This is a genomic window from Candidatus Aquicultor sp. (assembly GCA_036504445.1).
Taxonomy (GTDB): Bacteria; Actinomycetota; Aquicultoria; order Aquicultorales; family Aquicultoraceae; genus DASXVE01.
This window is the reverse complement of the sequence record DASXVE010000024.1, coordinates 242,173-268,799: the sequence shown is the minus strand read 5'-3', so window position 1 is coordinate 268,799 and position 26,627 is coordinate 242,173. Positions and strand designations below refer to the sequence as shown.

The 26,627-nt window shown below is 51.2% G+C and carries 43 protein-coding genes; all 43 read left to right on the top strand.

Going from position 1 to position 26,627, the window contains the following annotated elements:
• The coding region (locus VGK02_07460; GenBank protein HEY3374883.1) for an elongation factor Tu at window positions 1-135 on the top strand (135 nt) is incomplete at its 5' end.
• A 22-nt stretch (window positions 136-157) separates the two neighbouring features.
• Complete coding sequence (gene rpsJ, locus VGK02_07455; protein ID HEY3374882.1) at window positions 158-466, top strand: 30S ribosomal protein S10; 309 nt, start codon at window positions 158-160, stop codon at window positions 464-466.
• A gap of 134 nt (window positions 467-600) precedes the next feature.
• Complete coding sequence (gene rplC, locus VGK02_07450; protein HEY3374881.1) at window positions 601-1,239, top strand: 50S ribosomal protein L3; 639 nt, start codon at window positions 601-603, stop codon at window positions 1,237-1,239.
• Window positions 1,240-1,241: 2 nt separating this feature from the next.
• A complete protein-coding gene (gene rplD, locus VGK02_07445) occupies window positions 1,242-1,865 on the top strand; it encodes a 50S ribosomal protein L4 (GenBank protein ID HEY3374880.1) in 624 nt (207 codons plus the stop codon).
• On the top strand, window positions 1,862-2,149 hold the full coding sequence (rplW, locus tag VGK02_07440; GenBank protein HEY3374879.1) for a 50S ribosomal protein L23: 288 nt from the start codon (window positions 1,862-1,864) through the stop codon (window positions 2,147-2,149). Before rplD ends, rplW begins: the two co-directional genes overlap by 4 nt.
• A gap of 121 nt (window positions 2,150-2,270) precedes the next feature.
• Complete coding sequence (rplB, locus tag VGK02_07435; GenBank protein HEY3374878.1) at window positions 2,271-3,098, top strand: 50S ribosomal protein L2; 828 nt, start codon at window positions 2,271-2,273, stop codon at window positions 3,096-3,098.
• Between the two features lie 92 nt (window positions 3,099-3,190).
• Entirely contained in the window at window positions 3,191-3,472 is a 282-nt protein-coding gene (rpsS, locus tag VGK02_07430) for a 30S ribosomal protein S19 (GenBank protein HEY3374877.1), read from the top strand.
• 57 nt (window positions 3,473-3,529) lie between these two features.
• The gene (gene rplV / locus VGK02_07425) at window positions 3,530-3,895 is read left to right on the top strand and encodes a 50S ribosomal protein L22 (protein HEY3374876.1); all 366 of its coding nucleotides are present in this window, start codon (window positions 3,530-3,532) and stop codon (window positions 3,893-3,895) included.
• Complete coding sequence (gene rpsC / locus VGK02_07420; protein HEY3374875.1) at window positions 3,896-4,672, top strand: 30S ribosomal protein S3; 777 nt, start codon at window positions 3,896-3,898, stop codon at window positions 4,670-4,672. It abuts the gene before it with no gap.
• Window positions 4,673-4,674: 2 nt separating this feature from the next.
• A complete protein-coding gene (gene rplP, locus VGK02_07415) occupies window positions 4,675-5,097 on the top strand; it encodes a 50S ribosomal protein L16 (protein HEY3374874.1) in 423 nt (140 codons plus the stop codon).
• Between the two features lie 2 nt (window positions 5,098-5,099).
• A complete protein-coding gene (gene rpmC / locus VGK02_07410) occupies window positions 5,100-5,309 on the top strand; it encodes a 50S ribosomal protein L29 (protein ID HEY3374873.1) in 210 nt (69 codons plus the stop codon).
• A gap of 78 nt (window positions 5,310-5,387) precedes the next feature.
• A complete protein-coding gene (gene rpsQ, locus VGK02_07405; protein HEY3374872.1) occupies window positions 5,388-5,648 on the top strand; it encodes a 30S ribosomal protein S17 in 261 nt (86 codons plus the stop codon).
• A 57-nt stretch (window positions 5,649-5,705) separates the two neighbouring features.
• Complete coding sequence (gene rplN / locus VGK02_07400) at window positions 5,706-6,074, top strand: 50S ribosomal protein L14 (protein ID HEY3374871.1); 369 nt, start codon at window positions 5,706-5,708, stop codon at window positions 6,072-6,074.
• A gap of 14 nt (window positions 6,075-6,088) precedes the next feature.
• Window positions 6,089-6,439 (top strand): 50S ribosomal protein L24, encoded by a 351-nt coding sequence (gene rplX, locus VGK02_07395; GenBank protein ID HEY3374870.1) that lies wholly within the window; start codon window positions 6,089-6,091, stop codon window positions 6,437-6,439.
• Window positions 6,440-6,690: 251 nt separating this feature from the next.
• Window positions 6,691-7,233 (top strand): 50S ribosomal protein L5, encoded by a 543-nt coding sequence (rplE, locus tag VGK02_07390; GenBank protein HEY3374869.1) that lies wholly within the window; start codon window positions 6,691-6,693, stop codon window positions 7,231-7,233.
• A 48-nt stretch (window positions 7,234-7,281) separates the two neighbouring features.
• On the top strand, window positions 7,282-7,467 hold the full coding sequence (locus VGK02_07385) for a type Z 30S ribosomal protein S14 (protein ID HEY3374868.1): 186 nt from the start codon (window positions 7,282-7,284) through the stop codon (window positions 7,465-7,467).
• Window positions 7,468-7,651: 184 nt separating this feature from the next.
• Window positions 7,652-8,053, top strand: a complete 402-nt coding sequence (gene rpsH / locus VGK02_07380; GenBank protein HEY3374867.1) for a 30S ribosomal protein S8 — start codon at window positions 7,652-7,654, stop codon at window positions 8,051-8,053.
• Window positions 8,054-8,068: 15 nt separating this feature from the next.
• Window positions 8,069-8,605 (top strand): 50S ribosomal protein L6, encoded by a 537-nt coding sequence (gene rplF / locus VGK02_07375; protein ID HEY3374866.1) that lies wholly within the window; start codon window positions 8,069-8,071, stop codon window positions 8,603-8,605.
• Between the two features lie 38 nt (window positions 8,606-8,643).
• Entirely contained in the window at window positions 8,644-9,012 is a 369-nt protein-coding gene (rplR, locus tag VGK02_07370) for a 50S ribosomal protein L18 (GenBank protein ID HEY3374865.1), read from the top strand.
• A gap of 18 nt (window positions 9,013-9,030) precedes the next feature.
• Window positions 9,031-9,540 carry a 30S ribosomal protein S5 gene (gene rpsE, locus VGK02_07365; GenBank protein HEY3374864.1) on the top strand — a complete coding sequence of 170 codons (510 nt, stop codon included), beginning with the start codon at window positions 9,031-9,033 and terminating at the stop codon, window positions 9,538-9,540.
• A 34-nt stretch (window positions 9,541-9,574) separates the two neighbouring features.
• Window positions 9,575-9,757, top strand: a complete 183-nt coding sequence (gene rpmD / locus VGK02_07360; protein HEY3374863.1) for a 50S ribosomal protein L30 — start codon at window positions 9,575-9,577, stop codon at window positions 9,755-9,757.
• A gap of 113 nt (window positions 9,758-9,870) precedes the next feature.
• Window positions 9,871-10,317, top strand: a complete 447-nt coding sequence (gene rplO / locus VGK02_07355; GenBank protein ID HEY3374862.1) for a 50S ribosomal protein L15 — start codon at window positions 9,871-9,873, stop codon at window positions 10,315-10,317.
• A complete protein-coding gene (secY, locus tag VGK02_07350; protein ID HEY3374861.1) occupies window positions 10,314-11,582 on the top strand; it encodes a preprotein translocase subunit SecY in 1,269 nt (422 codons plus the stop codon). The genes rplO and secY overlap by 4 nt, the downstream gene beginning before the upstream one ends.
• Before the next feature lie 52 nt (window positions 11,583-11,634).
• Window positions 11,635-12,282 (top strand): adenylate kinase, encoded by a 648-nt coding sequence (locus VGK02_07345; protein ID HEY3374860.1) that lies wholly within the window; start codon window positions 11,635-11,637, stop codon window positions 12,280-12,282.
• The gene (gene map / locus VGK02_07340; protein ID HEY3374859.1) at window positions 12,279-13,025 is read left to right on the top strand and encodes a type I methionyl aminopeptidase; all 747 of its coding nucleotides are present in this window, start codon (window positions 12,279-12,281) and stop codon (window positions 13,023-13,025) included. The genes VGK02_07345 and map overlap by 4 nt, the downstream gene beginning before the upstream one ends.
• A 63-nt stretch (window positions 13,026-13,088) precedes the next feature.
• On the top strand, window positions 13,089-13,310 hold the full coding sequence (infA, locus tag VGK02_07335) for a translation initiation factor IF-1 (GenBank protein ID HEY3374858.1): 222 nt from the start codon (window positions 13,089-13,091) through the stop codon (window positions 13,308-13,310).
• Window positions 13,311-13,457: 147 nt separating this feature from the next.
• A complete protein-coding gene (gene rpmJ, locus VGK02_07330; GenBank protein HEY3374857.1) occupies window positions 13,458-13,571 on the top strand; it encodes a 50S ribosomal protein L36 in 114 nt (37 codons plus the stop codon).
• A gap of 197 nt (window positions 13,572-13,768) precedes the next feature.
• Window positions 13,769-14,140, top strand: a complete 372-nt coding sequence (rpsM, locus tag VGK02_07325; GenBank protein HEY3374856.1) for a 30S ribosomal protein S13 — start codon at window positions 13,769-13,771, stop codon at window positions 14,138-14,140.
• A gap of 79 nt (window positions 14,141-14,219) precedes the next feature.
• On the top strand, window positions 14,220-14,615 hold the full coding sequence (rpsK, locus tag VGK02_07320) for a 30S ribosomal protein S11 (protein HEY3374855.1): 396 nt from the start codon (window positions 14,220-14,222) through the stop codon (window positions 14,613-14,615).
• A 4-nt stretch (window positions 14,616-14,619) separates the two neighbouring features.
• Window positions 14,620-15,237, top strand: a complete 618-nt coding sequence (gene rpsD, locus VGK02_07315) for a 30S ribosomal protein S4 (protein HEY3374854.1) — start codon at window positions 14,620-14,622, stop codon at window positions 15,235-15,237.
• 24 nt (window positions 15,238-15,261) lie between these two features.
• Window positions 15,262-16,194, top strand: coding sequence for a DNA-directed RNA polymerase subunit alpha (locus tag VGK02_07310; GenBank protein ID HEY3374853.1), 933 nt, complete (start codon window positions 15,262-15,264; stop codon window positions 16,192-16,194).
• Between the two features lie 11 nt (window positions 16,195-16,205).
• Window positions 16,206-16,556 carry a 50S ribosomal protein L17 gene (rplQ, locus tag VGK02_07305; protein ID HEY3374852.1) on the top strand — a complete coding sequence of 117 codons (351 nt, stop codon included), beginning with the start codon at window positions 16,206-16,208 and terminating at the stop codon, window positions 16,554-16,556.
• A 197-nt stretch (window positions 16,557-16,753) separates the two neighbouring features.
• On the top strand, window positions 16,754-17,572 hold the full coding sequence (locus tag VGK02_07300) for an energy-coupling factor transporter ATPase (GenBank protein ID HEY3374851.1): 819 nt from the start codon (window positions 16,754-16,756) through the stop codon (window positions 17,570-17,572).
• Window positions 17,566-18,423, top strand: coding sequence for an energy-coupling factor transporter ATPase (locus VGK02_07295; protein ID HEY3374850.1), 858 nt, complete (start codon window positions 17,566-17,568; stop codon window positions 18,421-18,423). The genes VGK02_07300 and VGK02_07295 overlap by 7 nt, the downstream gene beginning before the upstream one ends.
• Window positions 18,414-19,223 (top strand): energy-coupling factor transporter transmembrane component T, encoded by an 810-nt coding sequence (locus VGK02_07290; protein HEY3374849.1) that lies wholly within the window; start codon window positions 18,414-18,416, stop codon window positions 19,221-19,223. The genes VGK02_07295 and VGK02_07290 overlap by 10 nt, the downstream gene beginning before the upstream one ends.
• The gene (gene truA, locus VGK02_07285; GenBank protein HEY3374848.1) at window positions 19,223-19,999 is read left to right on the top strand and encodes a tRNA pseudouridine(38-40) synthase TruA; all 777 of its coding nucleotides are present in this window, start codon (window positions 19,223-19,225) and stop codon (window positions 19,997-19,999) included. Before VGK02_07290 ends, truA begins: the two co-directional genes overlap by 1 nt.
• A gap of 208 nt (window positions 20,000-20,207) precedes the next feature.
• On the top strand, window positions 20,208-21,230 hold the full coding sequence (gene hrcA, locus VGK02_07280; protein ID HEY3374847.1) for a heat-inducible transcriptional repressor HrcA: 1,023 nt from the start codon (window positions 20,208-20,210) through the stop codon (window positions 21,228-21,230).
• 21 nt (window positions 21,231-21,251) lie between these two features.
• Entirely contained in the window at window positions 21,252-22,406 is a 1,155-nt protein-coding gene (gene dnaJ, locus VGK02_07275; protein HEY3374846.1) for a molecular chaperone DnaJ, read from the top strand.
• 110 nt (window positions 22,407-22,516) lie between these two features.
• Window positions 22,517-23,380, top strand: coding sequence for a 50S ribosomal protein L11 methyltransferase (prmA, locus tag VGK02_07270; GenBank protein HEY3374845.1), 864 nt, complete (start codon window positions 22,517-22,519; stop codon window positions 23,378-23,380).
• Entirely contained in the window at window positions 23,373-24,116 is a 744-nt protein-coding gene (locus VGK02_07265; protein HEY3374844.1) for an RsmE family RNA methyltransferase, read from the top strand. The genes prmA and VGK02_07265 overlap by 8 nt, the downstream gene beginning before the upstream one ends.
• A gap of 650 nt (window positions 24,117-24,766) precedes the next feature.
• A complete protein-coding gene (locus VGK02_07260; GenBank protein HEY3374843.1) occupies window positions 24,767-25,432 on the top strand; it encodes an MMPL family transporter in 666 nt (221 codons plus the stop codon).
• Complete coding sequence (locus tag VGK02_07255) at window positions 25,341-25,676, top strand: MMPL family transporter (GenBank protein ID HEY3374842.1); 336 nt, start codon at window positions 25,341-25,343, stop codon at window positions 25,674-25,676. The genes VGK02_07260 and VGK02_07255 overlap by 92 nt, the downstream gene beginning before the upstream one ends.
• 479 nt (window positions 25,677-26,155) lie before the next feature.
• Window positions 26,156-26,584 (top strand): MMPL family transporter, encoded by a 429-nt coding sequence (locus tag VGK02_07250; GenBank protein ID HEY3374841.1) that lies wholly within the window; start codon window positions 26,156-26,158, stop codon window positions 26,582-26,584.
• The last annotated feature ends 43 nt before the right edge of the window (window positions 26,585-26,627 follow it).

The following is a 26,627-nucleotide window of genomic DNA, read 5'->3' as shown; positions in this document are numbered from 1 at the left end:
GTTATGCCGGGAGATAACGTTGAGATTACCGTTGAGCTCATCACTCCGATCGCCATGGAAGAGGGGCTGCGCCTTGCTATTCGTGAAGGCGGACGCACGGTTGGCTCCGGGCGTGTTATTAAGATTACGAAGTAAATAAATTTTGCGTGGAGGAAGCATGGCAACACAAAAAATTCGTATCAGGCTCAAAGCTTATGATCACGAGGTTGTCGATCAGTCAGCGAAGAAGATAGTTGATACGGCACAGAGAACAGGTGCTAGAGTTGCGGGACCAATTCCTCTGCCTACAGAGAGAAGTCTGTATACAGTTATTCGGTCCCCGCACGTCAACAAAGATTCGCGCGAGCATTTCCAGATGCGCACGCATAAAAGGTTGATTGATATACTCGACCCGACACCGAAGACGGTTGACTCATTAATGAGGCTCGACCTGCCGGCAGGTGTCGATATCGAGATAAAGCTCTAGAGCTAGTAAGCAGAGGTAAGTTAAACGGCATGCGCACTTTACCTGTGATTGTAAGGTTGCATGGGAGGTGCGCACAAGCCGTGGTATGTGGTTAGTTTGTAGCACAGTGGATAATTTTTAGTGCGAGGTAGAAGATGAAGGCGTTACTAGGAAAGAAACTTGGAATGACGCAGATATTCAGTGACGATGACCGTTTACTTCCGGTAACCGTTGTTGAGGTAGGCCCCTGCGTTATTACACAGGTTAAAACACAAAAAACCGATGGCTACTCCGCAATCCAAATAGGGTTCGAGGACGTCGAGGAGAAAAAGGCCAATAAGCCCTCGAAAGGGCATTTTGCAAAGACAAAAGTCGCGCCGAAGCGTTACCTGGCTGAGATCAGGGTTGATAATCCTGATAATTACAAGCCGGGGGATACGATTACGGCTGACATCTTTGCGGCTGGCGAGAAAACCGATGTTGTCGGTGTCTCAAAGGGTAAGGGCTTCCAGGGCGTTATGAAGCGTCATAACTTCAGTGGAGGTCCTGGTGGCCACGGATCGCACTTCCATAGGGCACCGGGTTCAGTTGGCGCGTCCTCATTCCCGTCAAGGGTTGTAAAGGGTATGCGCATGCCAGGTCATATGGGAAGCGATAAAGTGACCACACAAAACCTTGAAATCGTCAGGGTTGATCCGGAGCAGAATATCATTCTACTCAAGGGGGCTGTACCTGGGGCCAAGGGCAGTCTGATTATGGTCAAGGAATCCAAGAAGGCAAAGAAGAAGGAGTAACGGTGAAACTACCAGTTCTTAATGGAGAAGGTAAAACCATAGAGGAAATCAGCGTTAGTCCTGCAGTCTTTGAGGTAGAAGCGAACGAGGCCGTAGTTCATCAAGTTGTGCGCGCTCAGCTTGCAGCAGCAAGAAGAGGCACAGCAAAGACAAAGACACGGTCCGAAGTACGCGGTGGTGGAAAGAAGCCTTGGCGCCAGAAAGGCACCGGACGGGCTCGAATCGGAAGTATCCGTGCACCCCACTGGGTTGGCGGTGGTACGGTCTTCGGCCCAACGCCGCGTGATTATTCATTTAGCGTTCCTAAGAAGATGCGTCGCCTAGCGCTGCGCTCGATCTTATCATCAAAGGCACGGGACGGCCGCTTGATCATCCTCGATGATTTCGGTCTGAATGAGCCAAAAACGAAAGAAGCGGCAAAGATACTGAAAAATATCAATGTCGACAAAAAGGCGACTGTTATCGTTGGCGACGAGCAGGACATGGCAGTAAAATCGGTACGCAATCTCGACAGAGTGCGGGTTATCTATAGTTCCGAGCTTAACGCCTACGACTTGCTCAATAACGAGTATTTGGTTATGACTCGCGCCGCTCTGAGTTCAGTAGAGGAGGGTCTAACCAGATGAAGACACCGCAAGATGTAATTATACGCCCGGTAATCTCGGAGAAAAGCTACGCTCAAATCGACAAGCAGAAGTATACCTTTGAAGTTGCGAAAGATTCACGTAAGGAAGAGATTAAGCAGGCGGTCGAGAAGATTTTTAAGGTCCATGTTGAAGCAGTTAATACGATTACGATGCGCGGCAAGATGAAGCGCCGCGGTTATACATCGGGCAGAACCCGCAGCTGGAAGAAGGCTGTCGTGACACTCCGCGAGGGCGATCGAATCGAATTCTTCGAAGCGCGATAGGCCTGTGGGTGAACCAGAGGCTGTAATGCCGGTGCCGGCTTAGTTAAGCGAAAAGGCACCGAGAAAATATGCTGCCGGCAAGCGATAAGAGCCGGTTGTGAGACGAGGAGAGAAGAAGTACATGGGAATCAAAAAGTTTAAACCGACATCGGCTGGAAGGCGTTTTCAAACCGTCTCCGATTTCGTGGACATTACGAAAAAGGAGCCTGAAAAAAGCCTGTTGGCGCCGCTAAAGAACAACGCGGGACGCAATAACAACGGCCGCATCACTACGCGTCATCAGGGCGGCGGCCACAAGAGGCGCTATCGTATTATCGATTTTAAGCGCAATAAGTACGGCGTTCCCGGAACCGTTGAAGCCATCGAGTACGATCCAAACCGCTCATCGCGGATTGCGCTCATCAAGTATGCCGATGGTGAGAGGCGCTATATTATTGCGCCGATCAACCTTAAGGTCGGAAACCAGATTATGGCGGGCCCGGATTCAGATATCAAGATAGGCAACGCTCTGCCGCTGAGAAAGATCCCGCTCGGTACGATCGTGCACAACATTGAGCTTACGGCGGGTAGGGGTGGCCAGCTTGCGCGTTCAGCAGGTACATCAGCCCAGCTCATGGCAAAAGAGGGCAACTACGCACATCTGCGCTTGCCATCGAATGAAGTGCGTATGATCCATATGGATTGTTATGCGACAATCGGGCAAGTCGGCAACCCGGAGCACGAGCTTATCAGCATCGGCAAAGCCGGTCGCTCTCGTTGGTTGGGCAAGAGGCCGACGGTTCGCGGTACCGCGATGAACCCGGTCGATCACCCGCACGGCGGTGGCGAGGGTAAGGCGACACCAGGTCGTCACCCGGTTACACCGTGGGGTAAACCGACGCTTGGGTATCGTACACGCGGCAAAAAGCAATCTGACAAATATATTGTAAAATCCCGCAGGTCAAAATAAGTGCGGTGTTGTATAGCGTTAAACGCTTGTAAATTTTAAGTGAACGCCCGAGGGCGTGGTAAGTAGAAGCTTTTTGGAATGGAGGCTGAAACGTGGGAAGGTCACTAAAAAAAGGGCCGTTTGTTGAGACAAGGCTTCTCAGCAGGATTCAAGATATGAACAAGAGAAACGAGAAGCGGGTTATTAAAACCTGGTCTAGAGCCTCGACTATCTTCCCGGAGATGGTTGGGCATACGATAGCGGTCCATGATGGACGCAGGCATGTCCCGGTGTACGTTACTGAGAGTATGGTTGGACATAAGCTCGGCGAGTTTGCACCGACGCGGACCTTTAGAGGCCACGCGGGCCAGGAAAGGTCAACGAGGTTACGCTAGAGACTAGGAGTAAGAAGCTAGCGGTTTCAGACCTAGTTTCTAGAACGAGGAGGTAAAATGGCTAAAGCGTTAGAGAATGAGAGAGCGTCTACCAAAGCCGTTGCAAAATATGTGCGGATATCGCCACTTAAGGTGCAGCAGGTTATCAACCTTATCCGAGGTAAAGATGTCGAGGATGCAATTGCAATACTCACATTTACACCAAAATCAGCTGCTCGGTTGATTCTAAAGGTGCTCAACTCAGCGATTGCAAACGCTGAGAAGAACATGCATATCAGCCGCAGCAGGCTGTATGTATCGGCGGCGCATGTGGACCAGGGTCCAACATTGAAAAGGATTCGTCCGCGAGCAATGGGGCGGGCGTTTAGGATTAGAAAAAGAACAAGTCACATTACCGTAATTGTTACGGAGAAGGAGGGTTAAATGGGGCAGAAAGTTCATCCCCGGGGCCTCAGAGTCGGTATCATCGAACCCTGGCGGTCGCGCTGGTTTGCCAGCAAGGGCTTCGATAAGCTTCTCCATGAAGATATAGAGATTAGACGGACTCTCGAAAAGAAACTCGCACGCGCGGCGATCTCAAAGATTATTATCGAGCGCGCGGGCGACCGTGTTAAGGTCGACATTCATACCGCTCGCCCGGGCATCGTCATTGGCAAGCGCGGGTCAGAGGTCGAAATCCTTCGTGGCCAGCTCGAGAAAATGACCGGCAAGCAGGTCCAGATTAATATCGAAGAGGTAAGAAGGCCGGAGCTCGACGCAACATTGGTAGCGCAGTCGATCGCCGAGCAGCTTGAGGCTCGTGTCGGTTTCAGACGCGCCATGAAGAAAGCCGTCACGCAGGCTATGAAGAGCGGTGCTCAGGGCGTTAAAGTTCAAAGCGCAGGTCGCTTGGGTGGTGCTGAAATGGCTCGTACCGAGTGGTATCGTGAGGGCCGCGTGCCGCTTCATACGCTTCGTGCCAATATCGATTACGGCTTTACCGAAGCGCTCACAACCTTTGGGCGAATCGGCGTGAAGGTCTGGATTTATAAAGGCGATATCATGCCTGGTCAGTTTGTAGCCGATAAGGCGCCAGCAGGCGAGCGTCCGGAGAGACCAGAGCGGCCGCGAGGCGAAAGGCCACGTCGTCCGCGAGGCGATAACAAGCCAGGGCAGGGCCAGGGCAGGAAGCAAGGCGCCGGGCCAAGGAAGGGGTCGTAGCAATGCTTTTACCAAAGAGAGTTAAGCATCGCAAGCAGATGCGAGGTCGCATGAAAGGCCGCGCTAAAGGCGGCGATAGAATATATTTCGGCGATTACGGTTTGCAGGCACTCGAGCCGGGCTGGGTAACAAACCGGCAGATTGAAGCGGCCCGTATCGCTATGACCCGCTATATTAAGAGGGGCGGAAAAGTCTGGATCAACATCTTCCCGGACAAGCCGGTTACAGAAAAGCCGGCAGAGACCCGTATGGGTTCCGGTAAGGGTTCGCCAGAGCACTGGGTTGCAGTTATTAAGCCCGGTAGGGTTATGTTTGAGATCGCCGGCGTTACTGAGTCGGTCGCTCGCGAGGCGATTCGTTTGGCGATTCATAAACTGCCGATTAAGTGCAGGTTTATCACAAGAGAAGAGCTGGGTGGTGAGTAAGCGTGAAGGCAGAGAAGTTTAGAGATTTAACAGATGATGAGTTGGAAGCGCGAATCAAAGAAGCCAAAGCGGAGCTGTTTAACCTGCGTTTTCAGCTCGCTACCGGTCAGCTCGACAATCCAAAACGGATTAAAGAGATCAAGAAGGATATCGCACGTATTCAAACTATACGTCGTGAGCGTGAGATCGAGGTCAAGCTGGCAAGCAGCTAGAAGCTAGGGCTAAGAAGTAGCAAGCAGATAAACTTTACGGCACACAGCGGGTAGCTAGTTTCTAGATGGGAGGGTTACATGGAAGAAAAGAGAGGAAGCCGGAAGACAAGAGTCGGTAAGGTTGTAAGCGATGCAATGGACAAAACCGTTACAGTAGCAGTCGAGACAACCGTAAGACACCGGCTCTACAAGAAGACGATAAAGCGAACCACCAAGTTCAAAGCGCACGATGAGACCAATGACGCAAAGCTTGGCGATACCGTACAGATTACCGAGACGCGTCCCTTGAGTAAGACCAAGCGGTGGCGCGTATCAGAGGTTCTTGAGCGGGCTAAATAGAACCGTGAGTATAAGAACCGTATTTATAGAGACCGTTGAGGAAAGAAGGAAGAAGGCATGATCCAACAGCAATCAAGACTAAAAATTGCTGATAATACCGGGGCACGAGAGATCCTGTGCATCAGGGTTCTCGGCGGCTCGATGCGGCGCTACGGGTCTGTTGGCGATACGATTGTCGGCGCTGTCAAAGAAGCGATTCCCGGCGGCACAGTAAAAAAAGGCGATGTCGTAAAGGCCGTAGTTGTTCGCACAAAGCAACCGATAGGCCGTAAAGATGGGTCTTATGTACGTTTTGACGACAATGCGGCCGTTATCATCAAGGACGATGGAAGCCCACGCGGAACGCGTATTTTTGGGCCGGTTGCTAGGGAGCTCAGGGATCGTAACTATATGAAGATCGTTTCATTGGCTCCAGAAGTACTGTAGGAGGAATAGTTAAAATGGCCAATAAAAGCACGCGAAAAGTGCCAAAACTATCAATCAGAAAAGGCGATAGGGTACAGGTCATAGCTGGCAAAGAAAAAGGCAAGAAAGGCAAAGTGCTCTTTGCGCTGCCGAAAGAAGAGCGGGTTGTCGTTGAGCACCTCGCGATGGTAAAGCGCCATATGCGCCCAACCCAGAAGGTACCGCAGGGCGGTATCCAGGAGAGAGAAGCAGCGATTCATGTATCAAACGTGATGCTGGTTTGCCCGAGCTGTGGTCAGCCGACACGAGTCGGTCATCGCATAGCAGAAAACGGCATAAAGGTAAGAATATGCCGTAGCTGCGAAGGCGATATTGATAAAGCGTAAGTATGCTTAGAAGTTAGAAGTCAGGCTAGTAACTGGCAACTAGTTTCTCGTGCCTGGTGAGTGCCGGTCGGAAATCGGCGCGAACCGCATGAGACAACAGGCTAGGAACCAGTACCAGTAACTAGGAGAGAGGTTAAATGGCAGAGAGTAAAAGCAAGAAGGCTGACGAGAAGAAGCCTGCGGCGGAAAAGAAAACAGCTGAGAAAAAGCCTGCGGCCGAAAAAAAGGCAGCTGGTAACAGCGCACAGCCGATGCCGAGGTTTAAAGCAACCTATAATAAGGAGATTCTGCCTGCATTAAAGACAGAGCTAAATTACAAGAATGTGATGCAGGTACCAAGAGTTGAAAAGATCGTTTTGAACATGGGTGTCGGCGAAGCGGCGCAGAACTCAAAAGCACTCGACGGTGCGATTGCGGACATGACTATCATCGCCGGGCAAAAACCCATTATCCGCCGGGCAAAAAAATCTATCGCAGGTTTCAAGCTCCGCGAGAACATGCCGGTCGGCGTTAAGGTTACGCTCCGGGGAAACAGGATGTACGAGTTCTTAGACCGCCTGCTTTCGACGGCGCTCCCAAGAATTAGGGATTTTCGAGGGATTTCGCCAAAGTCGTTTGATGGGCGCGGAAACTATTCGTTCGGTATAACCGATCAGCTCGTCTTTCCTGAAATAGACTATGATAAGATCGATAAGATCCGCGGTATGGATATTACGATCGTAACTACAGCGAAAACAGACGAGGAAGGCCGTGCGCTTTTAAAGAAGTTCGGCTTCCCGTTCAAAGAAAGATAGATATTAGATATATTCAAACATTCTTTGAATGTAAGGATGGAGGTTCAATTGGCTAAGAAATCGATGATCGCAAAACAGCAGCGCAGAAGCAAATACGCAACACGTGCGTACCATCGCTGCTCACGATGCGGTAGGCCGCGCGGGTATTTCCGCAAATTCGGCCTGTGCCGTATTTGCTTGAGAGAACTCGCGCACCGTGGTGAAATACCGGGTGTTACAAAGGCTAGTTGGTAAGAGCTGTAAGCTGTAAATAGATTTTATGTAGATCAGCTAAGTCTGTAGTCTCGAGGCATAAGATCGTGGTTTGAAGGCATGAATGCGTGAAAGCATTAGAACTCATGCGCTTTTCCGTGGGATGCTACACGGACCGCGAACACCTTGAGGAACGCAGATACTGGTTTGATAAGGAGGAAGCGTTATGACAATGACGGACCCTATTGCAGATATGCTTACGCGTATACGCAATGCAAACAGGGCCTATCATGGGGCAGTTGATATCCCTGATTCGAGAATGAAAGAACAGATTGCCAAGATCCTCAAAGAAGAGGGATACATACAGGATTTCGAGGTCGTTCAAGAAAACGGCGGTTTCAAAATGATTAGGGTTAAGATGAGTTATGGTCCTGATCGTGAGCGTGTAATTACCGGTATTAAGAGAATCAGCAAACCTGGTTTGAGAATTTATGCTAAGAAAGACGAGATCCCGCGGGTGCTCGGCGGCCTTGGTATAGCGGTTATGTCGACTTCGAAAGGCATCATGACTGGCAACGCAGCAAAGAGAGCCGGCTTAGGCGGCGAAGTACTTTGCTATGTTTGGTAACACGGGAGGGAAAACGTGTCAAGAATTGGTAAGCTACCGATTAATGTTCCCGCGGGCGTAGAAGTGATAATCCAGCCGGCTGAGGTCGTAGTAAAAGGGCCTAAAGGCCAGCTGTCGGAGAAGATCCCGCAGGGTATTAAAATTTCACAAGAAGATAATCAGGTGCTGGTACAGCGCCTATCAGAGAGTAAGCTTCACAGATCGCTTCATGGTCTCGTGCGCACGCTCGTCAACAATATGGTTGTCGGTGTGAGCGATGGTTATGCAAAAACCCTAGAGATCGTAGGTGTCGGTTACAGGGCAACGAAAAAAGGCAATGACATTGAGCTTGCCATGGGTTTCTCGCATCCGGTCCCTGTTGTCGCAGAGCCGGGTATCGAGTTCGAGGTACCGGCCCCGAATAGAATCGTTGTACGGGGTGCGAACAAGCAGAGAGTCGGCCAAGTTGCGGCTAACATCCGCAGCGTCCGCCCACCGGAACCCTATAAGGGCAAAGGCATCAAGTACGAGGGCGAGCACATCAGAAGAAAAGTTGGAAAGACTGCGAAATAGTAAACCGCTAGTTTAGATAGCAGGTTGTGGAGGATACGATGGGAAAGACAGCTCAGGAAAGGATAGCAAGGCTTAGAAGGCACCGCAGAGTGCGTAAGAAATTATCTGGCACAGCTGAGAGGCCTCGCATGTCTGTTTTTCGAAGCACTAATCACATATACGTGCAAGTTATCGATGACACAAAGGGCACGACCCTGATTAGCGCATCGAGCTTGGATGCGGATATTAAGTCCAAGGTTAGTACTGGTGGTAATGTAGAAGCCGCCAAAATGGTTGGTGCACTTGTCGCCAAGAAGGCACAGGATAAGGGCATCATAGAGGTTGTATTTGATAGAGGCGGGTTTTTGTATCACGGGCGCGTGAAGGCATTGGCCGATGCAGCGCGTGAGACGGGCCTGAAATTTTAAAGGAGTAGGGGGAAACGCGTGAGCAAAAGAATTAATCCGGACGAGCTAGAGCTCGAAGAAAAATTAGTTAATATTAACAGGGTCGCGAAAGTCGTTAAAGGCGGACGCAGGTTTAGTTTGAGCGCGCTTGTAGTTGTCGGCGATCGCAATGGCCATGTTGGCATCGGCTTTGGCAAAGGCGGCGAGGTCCCGATCGCAATCCAGAAGGGCATACAGGATGCGAAAAAGAACCTGTTCTATGTCCCGCTTGCGGGATCGACCATCACGCACGAGGTTGTCGGCCAGTATGGCGCTGGCCGCGTTCTCTTAAAGCCGGCATCAGAAGGTACCGGTGTTATCGCTGGCGGTCCTGTTCGAGCAATTCTGGAGCTCGCCGGTGTGAGGGACATCCTGACGAAGTCCCTGGGTAGCCAAAACCCGATCAATATGTTGCGGGCCACCGTTCAAGGGCTTCAGTCGCTCAAGACACCGGAAGAAGTTGCCAAACTTCGCGGTATGACGACCGAAGAGCTCGCAAGCAAGAGGTAAGCAGCAGGGACAAGGTTGATGAGGAGGTAGCGAATTGGCTAAGCTTAAGATTAAGCAGGTCAGGAGCGGTATCGGTCGCAAAGAAGATCAAAAGCGAACGCTGCGCGCACTAGGCCTTAAAAGGATACGCCATGTTGTCGAGCAGGAAGACCGGCCTGAGATCCGCGGTATGATCGCAAAGGTATCTCACTTGGTTGAGGTAGAAGAGGTCGGCTAAGCATCTACCTCGCGATTTGTCGAGGATAATGGTCTAGTATTTAGTTGTTAATACAGTATACAATGTATGAGATTATGGATTTTTCTCTGATGTTTTGAGGGAGGATAGGACGAATGCGGTTACATGAACTGTCACCCGCTCCGGGTGCTGTTAAGAAGAAAAAGAGAGTTGGCCGTGGACCCGGATCCGGGCATGGCAAAACAGCCACCCGTGGTACGAAGGGCCAGAAATCCCGTTCAGGCGGTGGAAAGGGCCCAGGGTTTGAGGGAGGCCAGACTCCTATTTACAGGCGTCTGCCAAAACTACCGGGATTCAAGAACCCGTTTAAGAAAGTATTTGAGCTGGTCAATGTCGATCAGTTGAACAGCTTTGATGCGGGCAGCGTTGTTGATGCTCAGGCATTGCAGCAAGCCGGCATCATTAAGAAAGCCACCATGCCTATTAAGGTACTGGGCCGCGGTGAGGTTGAGAAATCACTTACCGTACAAGCAGATCAGTTTAGCGGATCTGCGGTCAGGAAAATCGAGGCCGCTGGCGGAAAGGTAGAGAGTCGTAAATGATTGAAGCATTAGCAAACGCATTTAAAGTACCCGATTTGAAGCGCCGGATACTTTTTACGCTCGCCATGATTGGTATTTACCGGTTAGGTGCCCATGTTCCGGTCCCCGGCGTTAAGGTAGATGCCCTGAAGAGTTTGTTTGAATCGTCACCGCTTCTTGGTTTTGTCGACCTATTTGCCGGAGGCGCACTCTCAAACTTCGCGGTCTTCGCGCTAGGAATCATGCCGTACATTACGGCATCGATTATTCTATCGCTTTTGACGATTGTTATCCCGACGCTTCAAGCATGGTCGAAAGAAGGGGACGTTGGGCAGCGCAAGATTACGCAGTGGACCAGGTATCTCACACTTATGCTGGCACTCGTACAATCCGTCAGCTTAACGGTACTGTTCCAGAATCAGCTTAGGGCGCTCGGCGCAGCCGGTTCATTTACGCTGGCAACCAATGCCCTTATCGTGCTAACGCTCGTAGCTGGTACCGCGTTTATCATGTGGTTGGGTGAGCTCATTACCCAGCGCGGCATAGGTAATGGTATGTCGATCTTGATTTTTGCAAGTATTATCTCGCGACTGCCGGAGGCAATTTACCAGACTGGTGTAACCGGTGGAGCGGTTACAGTCGTCGGCCTGCTTGTTGTGCTGTTTGCAATCATAGTCTCGATTATTTTTGTTGAGAAAGCACAGCGAAGAATCCCGGTTCAATACGCGAAGCGTGTTGTCGGGCGTAAAGTGTATGGTGGTTCGAGCACCTATATCCCGCTTAAGGTAAACTCAGCGGGTGTTATCCCGATCATCTTTGCCTCGTCGGTATTGATTTTCCCGGCGACAATCTTACAGATGTTTAAGGGCGGGTTTTCGACCACGGTTACTAGGTTACTCGATCCGAGCGGTGCAATATACTTGTCACTGTACGCACTGCTGGTAATATTCTTTACCTACTTTTATACGGCAATTATCTTCAATCCGATCGACATATCGGACAACATGAAGAAGTACGGCGGGTTTATCCCTGGTGTGCGACCGGGTAAACCAACTGCAGGCTACCTTGACAGGGTGCTTACCAGGATTACGCTGCCGGGTGCGTTCTTCCTTGCGCTCATAGCGATAATTCCGCAAATACTAGGTAAATTTTTGAATATTCCGTTCTTCCAGGGCGGTAACTTTGGTGGAACATCATTGCTCATTATCGTCGGCGTGGCGCTAGAGACGATGAGGCAAATCGAATCTCAGCTTCTTATGAGGCACTATGAGGGCTTCCTGAAATAGGTTTGAGGTTTGTTTGTCGAAAGTAGGTTTTTTGACCGAAAGGAGCAAAACCGTGAACGTAATTTTGCTAGGTCCTCCTGGCGCAGGTAAAGGTACGCAGGCAGAGCGGATTGTGAAAACATACGGGCTGCCGCATATCTCGACCGGTGACATGCTGCGGGCAGCCGTAGCGAACAAGACCGAGCTCGGTCTCAAGGCTCAGGAGTACATGACACAAGGCGCGCTTGTGCCCGACAAAGTGGTTATCGGAATTGTCCGCGACCGCATCCAGGAACCGGATTGCGAGAAAGGATTCTTGCTTGACGGATTCCCGCGCACGGTGGCGCAAGCCGATGCGCTCGACCAGGCTTTACAAAAGCTCGACAGGCATATCGATGCGGTGGTCAACATCGCCGTCGATGACCAGGAGCTATTGAACAGGCTTACGGGCAGGCGCATCTGTAAAACGTGCCAGCGGCCGTATCATATGGTGTTTAACCCACCGGCGCAAGAGGGCGCATGCGATTGCGGCGGTGAGCTCTACCAGCGAGCCGACGATACGATAGAGACGGTCAAGAACCGTCTGGATGTATATCACAACCAGACGGCGCCGCTTATCGACTATTACAGGAATAAGGGCGTGCTCATTGATATTGATGGAAGCAAATCGGTTGATGCCGTATTTGATGATGTAAAGGGCGTGTTATCGGCGACAGTATGATTATTAGAAAAAGCAAAGATGAAATCGCTACAATGCGTCGAGCTGGGCGCATTGTAGCTGAAACATTACAGCTCATTGAAAATACGGTACAGCCGGGCGTTGAAACGATTAAGCTCGATCGGGTTGCCGAGGATTTTATTCGCAAATCCGGGGGCATACCGGCATTTAAAGGGTATAGAGGATATCCGGGAAGTATCTGCGCCTCACCGAACGAGACAGTCGTTCACGGCATTCCGGGTAAGCGGATACTTAAAGAGGGCGACATCATCAGTATTGATGTCGGTGTCGAGCTTGATGGGTATTTCGGCGATGCGGCAGCGACGTTCCCGGTGGGGCAGATTTCGGCTGAAGCGCAACGCCTGATCGATGTTACTAAAAGCTCGCTATACGACGGAATCGATGAGTGTGTTGTGGGAAAATACCTGTTCGACATCTCATACGCGATTCAGCAAACAGCGGAATCGGCCGGGTATTCGGTAGTGCGAGAGTTTGTGGGGCACGGTATAGGCCGGGCAATGCATGAAGACCCCCAGATCCCCAACTATGGGCATCCGGGACGAGGCCCGAAATTGGAGCCAGGGATGGTTCTTGCGATAGAGCCGATGGTAAACGTCGGCGGTTACAAAGTAAATATCCTTGCAGATAACTGGACGGTCGTTACATCCGATAAGAGTTTGTCGGCCCATTTTGAACATACGGTGGCTGTTACCGATGAGGGGCCGTACATATTAACGACCTTGTAGACGGTATAATTTAATTTTGATATAATACACTTTTGGACTCTACTCCGTGGAGGATAGTGAACGGTGCCTAAAAAAGAAGACGCAATAGAAGTAGAAGGTACGGTCATAGAGCCTTTGCCAAACGCGATGTTCAGGGTTGAATTGGACAACGGGCATAAGGTTCTAGCTCATATTTCCGGGAAGATGCGTATGCATTATATCCGAATCTTGCCTGGAGACCGTGTTGTCGTGGAATTATCCCCGTATGACCTAACACGGGGCAGGATCGTGTACCGTTTTAAGTAGTGCAGGTAAGCTCAGGAGAGCCGAGCAAACGTTGCAGGCTTCAGGCCGTAAGCGGTGTGGCGGGCCTAAAGCAGATGTTCGAGTGTCGAACATCGAACCAGCAGCGTAAGCTTTGTATCATAGAATATATTTATGTAGGAGAGAACGATGAAAGTACGTCCATCAGTAAAGCGCATTTGTGAGAAATGCAAGATTATCAAGCGGCACGGAAAAGTTCTCGTTATTTGTGAGAATCCGCGCCACAAGCAGCGCCAGGGTTAGTTAAGTCGGAGGTCAGAAGCCTGAAGCCGGAATTCAGAATAAGGACAAGCTCTGTAAGCTAGTGTATCTGAATTCTGCAGTTCTGTAGTTATTCTGGATTCTGAATTCTGACAAATGAGCTCTCGCTGTAATAATCGCTCGTGCGTTAAAACGCACAGCGTCACGATATTTAAGAGGTTAGTTAGGGAGGAAGAGAATTGGCACGTATATCCGGTGTAGACCTACCCAGAGAGAAAAGGGTAGAGATTGGTTTGACCTATATCTACGGGATAGGTCTTTCAACAGCGCAAGAGATTATTGCTGCTACCGGGGTAAACTCGGATACACGGGTTCGCAATCTGACCGAAGATGAGGTTATGCGTTTAAGGGATTATATCGACAAGAACCTCAAAGTCGAAGGAGATCTGCGTCGCGAAGTATCTCAAAACATCAAGCGTCTCATGGAGATCGGATGTTACCGCGGCCTGAGGCATCGCAGGGGTCTTCCGGTTCGGGGTCAGCGCACCCATACGAATGCTCGCACAAGAAAAGGTCCACGTAGGACCGTTGGTGCGAAGAAGAAAAGATAGCATAACGCTAGATTTTGGATTTTAGTTTAGATAATAACGGCTAGGATTATGACTTATTGTCAAAGGAGGGTACGGCTTTTTGGCTAAGAAGAAAGCTACGGGCAGAGTAAAGCGCAGAGAGCGCAAGAACGTTGTTCATGGGGCTGCCCACATAAGGAGCACGTTTAATAATACGATCGTCACAATAACCGACCAGCAGGGCAACACGATAGCCTGGGAGAGCGCAGGTACTTCAGGCTTTAAAGGATCTCGTAAAAGCACCCCGTTTGCAGCTCAGGTTGCAGCTGAGTCTTGTGCGAAGAAAGCGCAAGAGCACGGTATGAAGAGGGTGGATGTGTACGTTAAGGGTCCAGGTGCGGGTCGTGAGACGGCAATTAGGACGTTGCAGGCCAACGGCCTTGAAGTTGCCGGTATCACCGACGTAACACCGGTTCCGCATAACGGCTGCCGCCCGAGGAAGAGGAGAAGGGTGTAAGGCTATGGCGAGATATACAGGACCTGTTTGTAAACTATGCAGGAGAGAGACACAGAAGCTCTTTCTTAAAGGCGATAAGTGTCTAACCGATAAATGTCCGGTTGAGAGGCGCCCGTTCCCACCAGGTGAGCACGGTCGCGGCCGGCATAAACCATCGGAATATTATATGCAGCTGCGTGAAAAGCAGAAAGCAAAGCGCATTTACGGTGTGCTTGAGAAGCAGTTTGCCAACTACTATCAGCTGGCGACAAAAAGAAAAGGCGTTACCGGCGAGAACTTGCTCCAGATTCTGGAGACACGTCTGGATAACGTTATTTACCGGATCGGGTTTTCCAACTCACGGCCTGAAGCCAGGCAAGAGGTCCGGCACGGGCATATCGCCGTTAACGGTAGAAGGGTAGATATCCCTTCATTCCGTGTAAAACAAGGCGACGTTGTTACCGTTCTCGGTGACATCGCCCGCATGAAAGAGGCGGCAGAATCGGCGAACAAAGCCGCTATTCCGTCTTGGCTTGACGCTGATGCGGGATCGATGACCGCTAAAGTCGTCGGCGTTCCAGCTCGCGAGGACATCGACATTCCTGTTCAGGAAAAGATGATCGTCGAGCTATATTCTAAGTAATGGTTGCTAAGGAGGAATTCATTAATGTTAGATATCCGTAAGCCGGGTATCTCCGTAGAGGAGCAAAAAGACAACACGGCCAGCTTTAGGGTTGAGCCGCTGGAGAGAGGCTTCGGTTACACCTTAGGTAATTCCCTAAGACGAGTACTATTATCGTCACTACCGGGTGCCGCAATCACTTCAGTTAAAATCGAGCGTGTTGCGCACGAGTTTGCGACAATACCTGGTGTAAAAGAGGATGTTACCGATATCATCCTCAACCTTAAAGAGATAGTCTTACGACTACATGGCGAGGAGCCGGCAACCATCAGAATCAACGTACAGGGTCCAGCAACAGTTACGGCTGCCGATATCGAGTATCCGGCCGAAGTAGAGGTTGTAAACACTGACCAGTACATCGCCACTTTAAATGCTGACGGTAAGCTTGAGATGGAAATGACCGTTGAGCCGGGGCGCGGTTATGTAACCGCAGAGCGTAATAAGAATCCGAACGATGCCATCGGCGTTGTTCCGATCGATTCGATCTTCAGCCCAGTGCAAAACGTGACGTATGCAGTAGAGAATACGCGTGTTGGTCAGAGAACCGATTTCGACCGCCTTGTTCTCAATGTTACGACGAACGGCAGCATTACACCATTTGAGGCTGTTAGCATCGGTGCCAAGATTGTAAACGAACACATGAGCTTGTTCATGGAGCAGGCCAGCGAGTTTGCAGCGACACCGATATTCGCATCGAGCGCGAGCGAGCGAGATAAAGCTCTCGATTCACCAATCGAGGATCTCGAGCTTTCAGTTCGTTCTTACAACTGCTTGAAGCGTGAGGGTGTTAACACCGTTCAGCAGCTTGTTGATATCAGTGAGCAAGAGCTCATGAAGATTAGAAACTTCGGCGCAAAGTCGATTGAAGAGGTTAAAGAAAAGTTAGCGCAACTTGGATTGTCGCTGAAGCAGAGTTAGTAGGAGAAGACATGAGGCACGCAAAAAAGGGTAGAAAAATTGGCACGAGTGCCAGCCATAGAAAAGCGATATTTAATGGTTTAGCACGCCAGGTCATCATCCATGAGCGCGTTCAGACGACCGAGGCTAAGGCAAAAGAGCTGCGGCCGATGGTTGAGAAGGTTATCACCCTTGGTAAGAGGGGCGACCTTCACGCGAGGCGCCAGGCTCTGGCGGTTATTGGCGACCGCGAAGCCGTACATAAGCTGTTTGCTGAGATCGGCCCGCGCTATGCTGAACGTGATGGCGGCTATACTAGAATTTTAAAGCTTGGCCCGCGCCAAGGCGATGCTGCCCCTATGGCACTAATCGAGCTGGTTTAGCAAAACCCGCAGCAGAAATTCTTAAAGACGTTGTTTATAAGCGTTACAATTTAAAAGGCAAGAGCCGGTATCGGCTTTTGCCTTTGCTGTGTTTGCAGGTATGGTATGGGGGGCGTTGCTCTAGATATTACACTTACATTGGGGCGTGACGCATGACGCCGGCATGCCTGTATCTTATATGTTTGGTTTGGTAAAAGATGATCGAGTTTAATAAGGTATCATACCGGTACGATACCGGCGATGGCGCAATAGAAGCGCTCAACGATATCACTCTTACGATTCGCGAGGGTGAATTTGTGGTGCTGTTGGGTGCGAACGGTTCGGGTAAATCAACATTTGCGCGCCACCTAAACGGCTTGTTGGTTCCGTCGGCAGGCACGGTGGTCGTCGACGGTCTCTCAACGGCCGACCCTAAAGTCATATGGACTATTCGTGAGCGGGTCGGCCTGGTATTTCAAAATCCGGATAACCAGATCATTGCCGCACGCGTGTGGGAAGATGTCGCTTTCGGTCCGGAGAACCTCGGTTTGCCACCCGGTGAGATTCGTGCTCGCGTCGATGAGGCGCTGGAGGTTGTTGATATGAGCTGTTTTGCCCAGCACGACCCTCATCTACTTTCCGGCGGGCAAAAACAACGCGTCGCGATTGCCGGGGCGCTCGCTATGCGCCCGCAATATCTGGTGCTCGATGAAGCGACGTCGATGCTCGATCCGAAGGGAAGCCATGAAGTTATCGCAACCCTACAAAAACTCAATCGCGAGTGCGGTATCACGGTAGTGCTTATTACGCACGTACCCGATGAAGCTTTGCTCGCAGATCGTGTTGTCGTACTGTCACGCGGTGAACCAGCTATGGATGGGGCGCCCTGCGATATCTTTGCCGATGCGGAGGCGCTATACCGAATCGGTGTTGGCGTACCGCAGGTTCAGTTGATAGCCCGGGCATTGATCGATGCGGGGCTTACGCTGCCGCATATACCGCACACAATAGATGAGCTGGCGGATGCCATATGCTAATTAAGCTTCGTAATGTCCACCACACATATTTGGCAGGCACAAACCTTGCCCGGAATGCGCTGCATGGCATCGACTTCAGTATAGCTGAAGGTGAATTTGTTGCGATTGCCGGGGCGACGGGCTCCGGTAAATCGACACTCATCCAGCATTTCAATGGGCTCTTAACGCCAACCACAGGAACCGTTTTCTTTTCCGGTAAACAAATCGGTATCGATATCCAGCCGCATGAGGTTAGGCGTGATGTTGGCCTGCTATTTCAATTCCCGGAGAATCAGCTCTTCGAAGAAACCGTTGCACGCGATGTGGCCTACGGTTTAAAAAATATGGGGCTCTCAAAAGGGGAGATTGACACACGCGTTCGTGATTCGCTCGAATGTATTGGCCTTAATTATGTTCGCTATAGCGAACGGTCTCCGTTAGCTTTAAGCGGCGGGGAAAAACGCCTGGTCGCGATAGCTGGCGTGTTAGCGATGAAGCCTCGAATGCTGGTTTTAGATGAGCCGACCAGCGGTCTCGACCATAACGGACGCATGCATCTCATAGCGCTGTTACGCAGTCTCAATAGTACCGGTACAACAATTGTGATGGTTAACCACGACATGGACGAAATTGCCGAAAACGCCTCTCGCGTAGTCGTGTTGGATAACGGGGAGATTATATTCGACGGGGCGCCTGCCGATGTCTTTAACCGGCACGAAGCGCTTACCCGCATTGGTTTAGGCATACCGCATACCGTCGAGCTTGTCGCAAAGCTGCGGGGAAGAGGGCTTAACGTAGTACCGGCGTCACCGTCGGTTGCGTCTACGGTTGAGGCGGTTTGCGCCTCGTTAAAGGAGAAACAATGTCGGTAGCGAGCGGTTTTACCATCGGTCAGTACTATCCAGGAGATTCAATCGTACATCATGCCGATCCGCGAGTGAAGCTTGTGCTCGTATTGCTGTTTTCGATCGCCGTGTTCTTGATCGGCAATTTCACCGGCTTTCTCGTTGTGGCCGCGGCGATTGTTTGCATTGCATTAATAGCTGAGCTTCCGCTAGCCTTCGTCGTTCAGGGGGTGCGTCCGCTTCTTTTTGTGCTGGTTTTTACCGTACTCATACATATTTTTACCGATAACGGGCCGTGGCTGCATCTTGGTCCCGTCTATATAAGCGTAACCGGTTTTTGGGCAGGGCTTCTGCTTGGCGTGCGCTTTATCGCATTAGTTACAGGCGCGTCGTTTTTAACGCTTACCTCGACACCTATCGAGCTTACCGACGCCATCGAGTCGCTTCTGACACCGCTTAAGCGGATTGGGCTGCCGGCCCACGAACTTGCAATGATGATGACAATAGCACTGCGTTTCATCCCGATACTTGCTGTAGAAGCTGACAAAATCGTTCGCGCTCAGATGTCGCGCGGCGCCAGATTTGATGCAAGAAATCCGTTCACCAGGGCAAATAGCTATATTCCAGTGCTTATCCCGCTGCTGGTTAACGTATTCCGGCGTGCGGACGAACTTGCCGAAGCGATGGAGTCCCGAGCGTATCGCGGCGGGGAAGGGCGCACCAGGATGCGTCGCCTCACCCTAAAAGCCTCCGATATCTACGCGTTCAGTGCTGTGGCGCTCATATTTGCTGCTATAATTGCGATAGGGAGGATGCCACTCATCTAATGAGAAATATTAAATTAACGTTAGAATACGATGGTTCGAAATATAGCGGCTGGCAAAAGCAACAAAAGCAAGGAGTGCCCACGCTGCAGGGTGTAGTCGACGCTACGCTGAGCACACTTCTCGGCGAGCCCATAGACTCGACGGTTGCCGGGCGGACAGACGCCGGCGTTCACGCGTTCGGGCAGGTGGTCAACTTTCGGACGACCTCAGACATGCCCACGCGCCGCATTCCGTACTCGATGAACGCAATGCTTCCCAACAATATCGCGATTAAAGAAGCCGAGGAAGTCGATCCAGACTTTGATGCGCGCCGCGACCCGCGGTGGCGTGAATACCATTACTATATTTTGAATCGCTCGGAGCGTTCGGTATTCGTACCGCGCTTTGTTCATCACGAAGCAAAGCCGCTTGATGTGGAGAAAATGGATGAGGCGGTACAGATACTTCACGGGAGGCACGATTTCACATCCTTTTGCAACGCGATAAGCGCAGCCGGGCTCGACAATACCGAGCGGACGGTGCTTGAGATATCATGTAGGCGGTCCGCCGATATCGTATGGGCGGGCAAACCGCTTGAAGGTCTCCTTGCTATTCACGTGCGCGCGCACGCGTTTTTGCACAATATGGTACGCATTATAGCCGGAACCGCAATCGAGGTGGGTTTAGGGATATTAACCCCCACCGAAGTTGAGTCGATACTTGTGGCAAAGGATAGATCGAGAGCCGGTCGAACCGCCCCGGCGCGCGGCCTGACACTGGTTCACGTTGAGTATTAAGCGAGCAGCTTATCGCCGAAGCGGGTTGTCGGCAATACTAGTGCAGCTGTAAGAAAAGCGCGGCGCAAGTGTACTCGGTCTTTCCAGAACATAGCACTTGATCAGCAAGTATTGGTTGAATAAGGCACGAAGTTTCTTGACACGGTCGCAGTCGCGATGATACGTTGTATTTGGCACTCTACGAGTGAGAGTGCTAGGAGTGGTACACATGCTAGACGCAAGAAAAAAGGCAATTCTGTTTGTGGCGGTTCAGGAATATATCCTGAGTGCCGAGCCGGTGAGCTCGCAACGGCTTGTCGAGAAATACCAGCTGGGTATCAGTTCGGCGACGGTACGGCATGAGCTCTCGCAACTCGAGGAGCTCGGCTATCTGCACCAGCCGCATACATCAGCCGGACGTATTCCGACCGATATCGCGTATCGTTATTACGTCGATTCCACCTCAAGCAAGCCGGGTTTGACCGGGCAAGAGGAAAAGTCGATCACGCAGCTGTTCTCAGCGCTAAATAAGGAGATGGAGCAGCTCCTTCGCGAAACGACCAAAGTTCTCTCGGATTTGACTAAACAGGTTTCGGTGGTGCTCGCTCCCGCGTTTACGCAAAGCGCCATCAAACACATCGACGTCATAACGCTCTCGCCGCGACATGTGCTGCTGGTGCTTATTACCGACAAAGGTCAGGTTTTAAAACGTACGATTGCAGCCGGGATGGTTGGCGGTTCTATTGATATAATAGAGCGAGTACTTAACGAAGCGCTCCAGGGTTTGAGATCATCTGAGATTGCGACGGTTAAAGATACGCTTGAGCTTCTCGACCCGCAATCGGCCAAGCTGGTACACAAGCTCATTGATGAGATAATCGATATTGTGAGTGGTGAAGATAAAGAACGAGTATTTCTAAGCGGCACATCGAGCATCCTCTATCAGCCCGAATTTGAGGACTTACATAAAGTGCAATCGCTTTTAAGCTCGCTCGAACATGGGTATCGATTATTGCAGTGGCTTGAGGATCCATACAGGAGCGACAAGGTTTTCGTGCGCATCGGTTCTGAAAACACCGATAAAGATATCAAGGATTGTAGCCTAGTAGCAAGCAGCTACGAGGTAGACGGTGAGGTTCTCGGTACGATCGGTATTATTGGGCCGACCAGGATGAACTACGCGCGGGCCATTTCAGCCGTCGAGTTCATCGCCGGCAACCTGACTAAAGCGTTACGCGAACTAAGATCATAGATTCCGAGGTAGAAAAGAGATATGGCACAAGATTTTTACGAATTACTCGGCGTGTCGAAAGATGCGTCGCAAGACGAGATTAAAAAAGCATATCGCAAGCAGGCCCGGCAATATCATCCAGACGTTAACCAGCACGATCCGGATGCCGAGGCCAAGTTTAAAGAGGTCAACGAGGCCTACGACGTTTTAAGCGATCCGGAAAAGCGCCGTAACTACGATACGTTTGGCTCCGCTAAGGGAGGCCCGCAGTTTGGCGGCTTCGGCGGAAGCGATTTTTCTGGTTTTGGCGGCTTCGAATCGGCGTTTGGCGATATCTTTGATATGTTTTTCGGCGGTGCTGCAAACCAGGGCAGGCGCACAAGCAGTACGGCTCAGCGGGGTTCCGATTTAAGCCTCGATCTCACGACGGAGTTCGAAGAGGCTGTTTTTGGCATCGCGAAGGAAGTTGAGATCGCCCGTCTAGTAGGGTGTGAGGTATGCGGCGGCAGCGGCGTTACACCCGGTTCGCAACCGGAAATATGTCCGGATTGCCAAGGGGCTGGGGAGATACATAGCCAGCAAAACACCGTATTCGGCACGTTCGTGAGAACGGCCACGTGTCCGCGCTGCCAGGGAATAGGACAGATAATTTCCAATCCTTGCCAGGGATGCAAAGGGCAGGGGAGAAAGCCTGTTCATGAGAAGATCAAAGTGGATGTTCCTGCCGGTGTCGATAATGGCATGACGCTGAAGCTTAGCGGGCAGGGTGAAGCGGGCGTTCGTGGTGGTTCGACCGGTGATCTTTACGTGACGCTTCACGTAAAGCCGCACCCGATTTTCGAACGCCAGGGTATAAACCTGTTTTGCAAGTTCCCTATCACTTTTGCACAGGCGGCGCTTGGGGCCGATGTCCAGGTTCCGACACTGGAAGATTTTGATAAAATCAAAATACCGGCCGGTACGCAGACGGGTACAACCTTTAAGCTACGCGGAAAAGGCGTCCCGTCGCTTCATAACAACCGCGTGCGAGGCGACATAATAGTGCAGGCGGTGGTAGAGACACCGAAAAAGCTCACCGACAGACAGCGAGAACTCTTGCTTGAGTTCGCGCACGAGTCGGGCGACGATACACACGCAAGCGGCCAGCAAAACGGCGGAATTTTCGATAAGATAAAAGACGCATTTCATACCAAATAGCAGGCGGTTACTGTATCCGCGATAGGGTTTTAAGGGATCGGGAAGAGGGGCGCTACTACGTAACATAAAGGTTACGTAGTAGCGATTTTCTATTAGCGATAGGAGAGCACATGAACTGGCTCAAAGTCGACGTTATTGTATCAACCGAGGCGGCCGAAATAGCGGGCGAGGTGCTTATGCAGCTTACCCCCTCGGGTATCCAGATCGACGATAGGGAAGGTATTTCCGTCCTTACAGCGTATGCCCCGGAATCCTTCCCTACCAATGAAATTCGTGCACTTGTGCGCAGCGCGATCGATGCGGCCCGCGCGCAGGGTCTCCAAGTCGAGCCGGCGCAGGTCGAGATCGACTCCATAACCGACGAAAACTGGGCCGAAAACTATAAAGAGTTTTTTCATCCGCTGCGCATTGGTAAATTGCTGATTAAACCATCCTGGGAATCCGTCGAAACCAATCCCGGCGATACTGTCATCCAGCTCGACCCCGGTCTTGCTTTTGGCACGGGCTCGCATGCGACCACCGAGGGCTGCCTGTTATTTTTACAAGAGGCTCTCAACGGCGGTGAGATGGTCTTTGATATAGGCACCGGTTCAGGAATCCTGTCGATCGCTGCTGCAAAACTCGGTGCGAGCCGCGTTGTTGCAATCGACAATGACGGCGTGGCGATCGATGTTGCCCAAGATAACGCTAGAATAAACGGTGTTGCCGACAAAATCGAGTTCAAGGTTTTGGGCTTTGCGGATGTCGAACCCACCCATGCTGATGTGGTTGTCGCTAATATCACCGGGCCGTTGGTTATCGCCTTCTTGCCGGAAATTGTAAACAAATTTCCGGGTGTTAAAGTCTTGATAACTTCGGGCATTACCGCCGAGCAAAAAGACGGTGTGCTCACAGCGCTTAGCGACTACAGCTTCGTTGTTGATGATGTTTTCGAGAAAAACGCATGGGTTACGGTGGTGAGTAGGCGTGGCTAAACCCCGCTTCTTTATCGACCGATCGGTCGATAATGCGATAGAAATAGCTGGTCCAGACGCTAAGCATATACGTGATGTATTGCGCCTCAAACTCGGCGATATAATTGAAGTGGTCGATCCCGAAGGCAATCTTGCGGACATAGAGCTTACCGATGTCGCTTCTAATGTCAGCGGGCGCGTGGTGAAAACCTACGAGAACGCCGAGACACTTCCTAAAGTGTACCTTTTCCAAGCGCTCCCCAAAGCGGCAAAAATGGACGACATTGTCCGCCAGGTAACCGAGATAGGGGTTACCGGCATCGTTCCTATTCTAACGGAGCGAGTGATCGTCAAAATCGAGCCGGACAAGGCCCCTAAAAAACGTGAGCGCTGGCAGAAAATCGCGGCTGAGGCATCAAAGCAATCGCATCGCATATCGATCCCATTCGTAAGCGAGATACTTTCGTGGGATAAAGCGTTAGACGAGTTGGCACATTACGACCAAGTCGTAGTATTTTGGGAGGAAGAACAAGCACGCCTCCCGTATGAGGCCCTTAACCCTACCGTCGGCAGCGTAGCTCTGGTTATAGGGCCGGAAGGCGGCCTAGCCGATAGCGAGATTGCCGATCTAAAAAGAATCGGGGCAGATGTCGTTACGCTGGGGAAAACTATCCTGCGGGTCGAAACCGCCGCGCCGGTTGCAACCGCCCTGGTTTTCTACGATTTACGCAAGGCAAGGAAAGCGGGTAACCTGTAATCGGGTAACTGTTTTAGTAGGTAGCGCCCCCGCCTTGTTCAAGGCAAAATCAGCATTGCTTGAGCGCGGGACGACGTTCATCCTGGCAGTCGCATCCTCTGCCATCATAAGTTTCATCATTGTGCGCGTAGGCTCCGAGAACACTTTGCTGTTTGCGGTCAGTACCTTCCCCCGGCTCCAACGGTAACGCCGCCCCAGCTATATACGTCAGGGCGCGTACTACCTTTTAGTCGAAGCCAAACATCGCAAGCGCCATACCGGTATGATAGACTCCTCACGCATCTTAAGCAACCGTATCTTAGCATTTACCGGTGGCAACGGTCCGGCGACGACCACATCCAGGTCACCTGCCTTAAAATAAGCCGGTTGATTAGCAGCAGCTTCCTTTGTGTTCTTAGAAGCATATAATTGGCAGTCGGAAAGTGCGGTAATAATGGCAAGTAAACCGACAAGCAGGAAGGTAATTGTGAGTGAGGAAAGTGAGTAAAGGGCGTGTTGTTTTGGTGTGCGCTCAGACACTCGCTGGTTATTTGGCTTACTACCCGGTAGCTGAGCTTGAAGGTAGCAAGCAGCATTTATGGGTAATTAGAGTAAAGCAATTACTGGATTATAAAACCGTGAGAAAAGAATATGTTCAATAGACTGGTTATCTGATTATTAAATACCGTATTTTCGTAATCCTGGCATGGGTAGGTGTTGCCGGATTTCTCGCCGTACGCGCACCTTCGCTGTCGAAGGTCGGAACTACAGATACGGCGACCTTCTTACCGAAAAACAGCGAATCGGTGCAGTTTCGAGACCTTATTCAGGAGAAGTTTCCGGGCCAGCAGGCAGCTTCATCGGGAACGATAATCGTTTACAGAAAAGGCGGTTTGACAAGGGCAGACACTGCCTATGTCACCAATGTTGCGCATAAACTAACCGGAAAAGATAAACCGCCTAGCGTTGCATCAGCGACCTCGGTAGTTAACCGGCCGGAACTCAAAGACCAGCTAATCAGTAATGACGGTTCTACCGAGCTCATGCAGGTCAATCTCACGACCGCCGGCTTTGATAGCAAAAGCCAACAAGCGGTAACGGATATCCGCAAGATTATCAACACAAGCAAGCCGAACGGGCTTGAAGTGCACTTCACCGGTCAGGCCCCGATCTTGGATGATTTTAGTTTGACGCTTCAGGGAAGAAGTGCAGGGGAACAAACCGCATGTTGCTCTCTCCGGTACCATGCAGCGGATAGGAAGCGTGATCGCAGCTTCGGCGGGCACGGTCATTATCGCATTCTTAGGAACGTCGATCGCCCAATTTGGGATGTTTAGAACGATGGGTCCGGCGCTCGCATTGTCGATTGCAATTACGCTGCTCGCAGCACTGACCGTTGCCCCGGCGCTTATGTCGATTCTCGGGCGGTACCTGTTTTGGCCGTTTGGCAACAGAATCGACTTCGGACGGCCCAGCGTTTGGACGCGCCTTGCCCGCATTACCACCACCTATCCGGTTATTGTAACAATCGTGGTTGTTGTGCGGCTCCGGGCTCGCTCTACACACAGCTACCAAGACTAAACAGCTCATTTGATACGCTAAGAATTGCCCCAGAACAGCGATTCCGTGCAAGGGTTCAATTTGCTGCAGCGCCAGTTCAGCAAAGGGGATATAACACCAGTAACGGTATTGGCGCCGGTTCGGGATAGTGTCGATGTTTTAAGCCCAACATCGTTGTCGCAGGTCAATGCCTCCGAGCTGAGAATGCCCAAGATATCCGGAATCGCCAACGTTCGAAGCCTGTTACCCCGCCGGTATTAATAGTTTATCGCCGTTCCTCGTTCGGTCGGAGCTCGGCGCGCTCAGCAAAAGCCTTAGTGCAGGTCAAGCATCATCGGCGCCTGGCATATCAACCGGTGGATCATCGTCAAGCTCGCCGAGCCAGGCAGCCCCCAGCTCGTCGGCAAACGCTGCAGCTCAAGAAACCGCGCCTCTGACGTCTCAGGCGCAGCTGGACGCACAGGTTGCGGTTTTAGGCAGGTACTTTAAAGAGCTTGGCGATGCATATCCAAAGACAAAAGCACGATGCAGTTCACTCTCGTCCTGAAGGACGAACCGTTTTCGCCCCCGCGCTTACTACAATAACGAGGCTTCGGAGCGGCGTGACAAGCTATGATGGCAACAACCAGGCACTCCGGTATCGCGATGCTCTTGCCGGCGGTCCGACAGGCGAATCGGCGGATATTCAGGCTACGATCAACAGAGATTTCTTACGGATTGCGGTGCTTGCCCTCTCGCCGCTTCAGAGTCTGTTTCAAATAGGAATCGCGGTTGCCATCGGGGTTTTTATCGATACGTTTATCATCAGGGCGATTCTCGTGCCTGCTATCGCCTCAATTGCCGGCGATGCAAACTGGTGGCCGGTACATTTATCAGGGGCTCCCGTTGAGGCATTCAAGCCGTCATCCAAGCATACCGACGTCGCATGAAGGATAGCTACTTAGGCAGGTGTGCGCTAGGACCGTATATCGC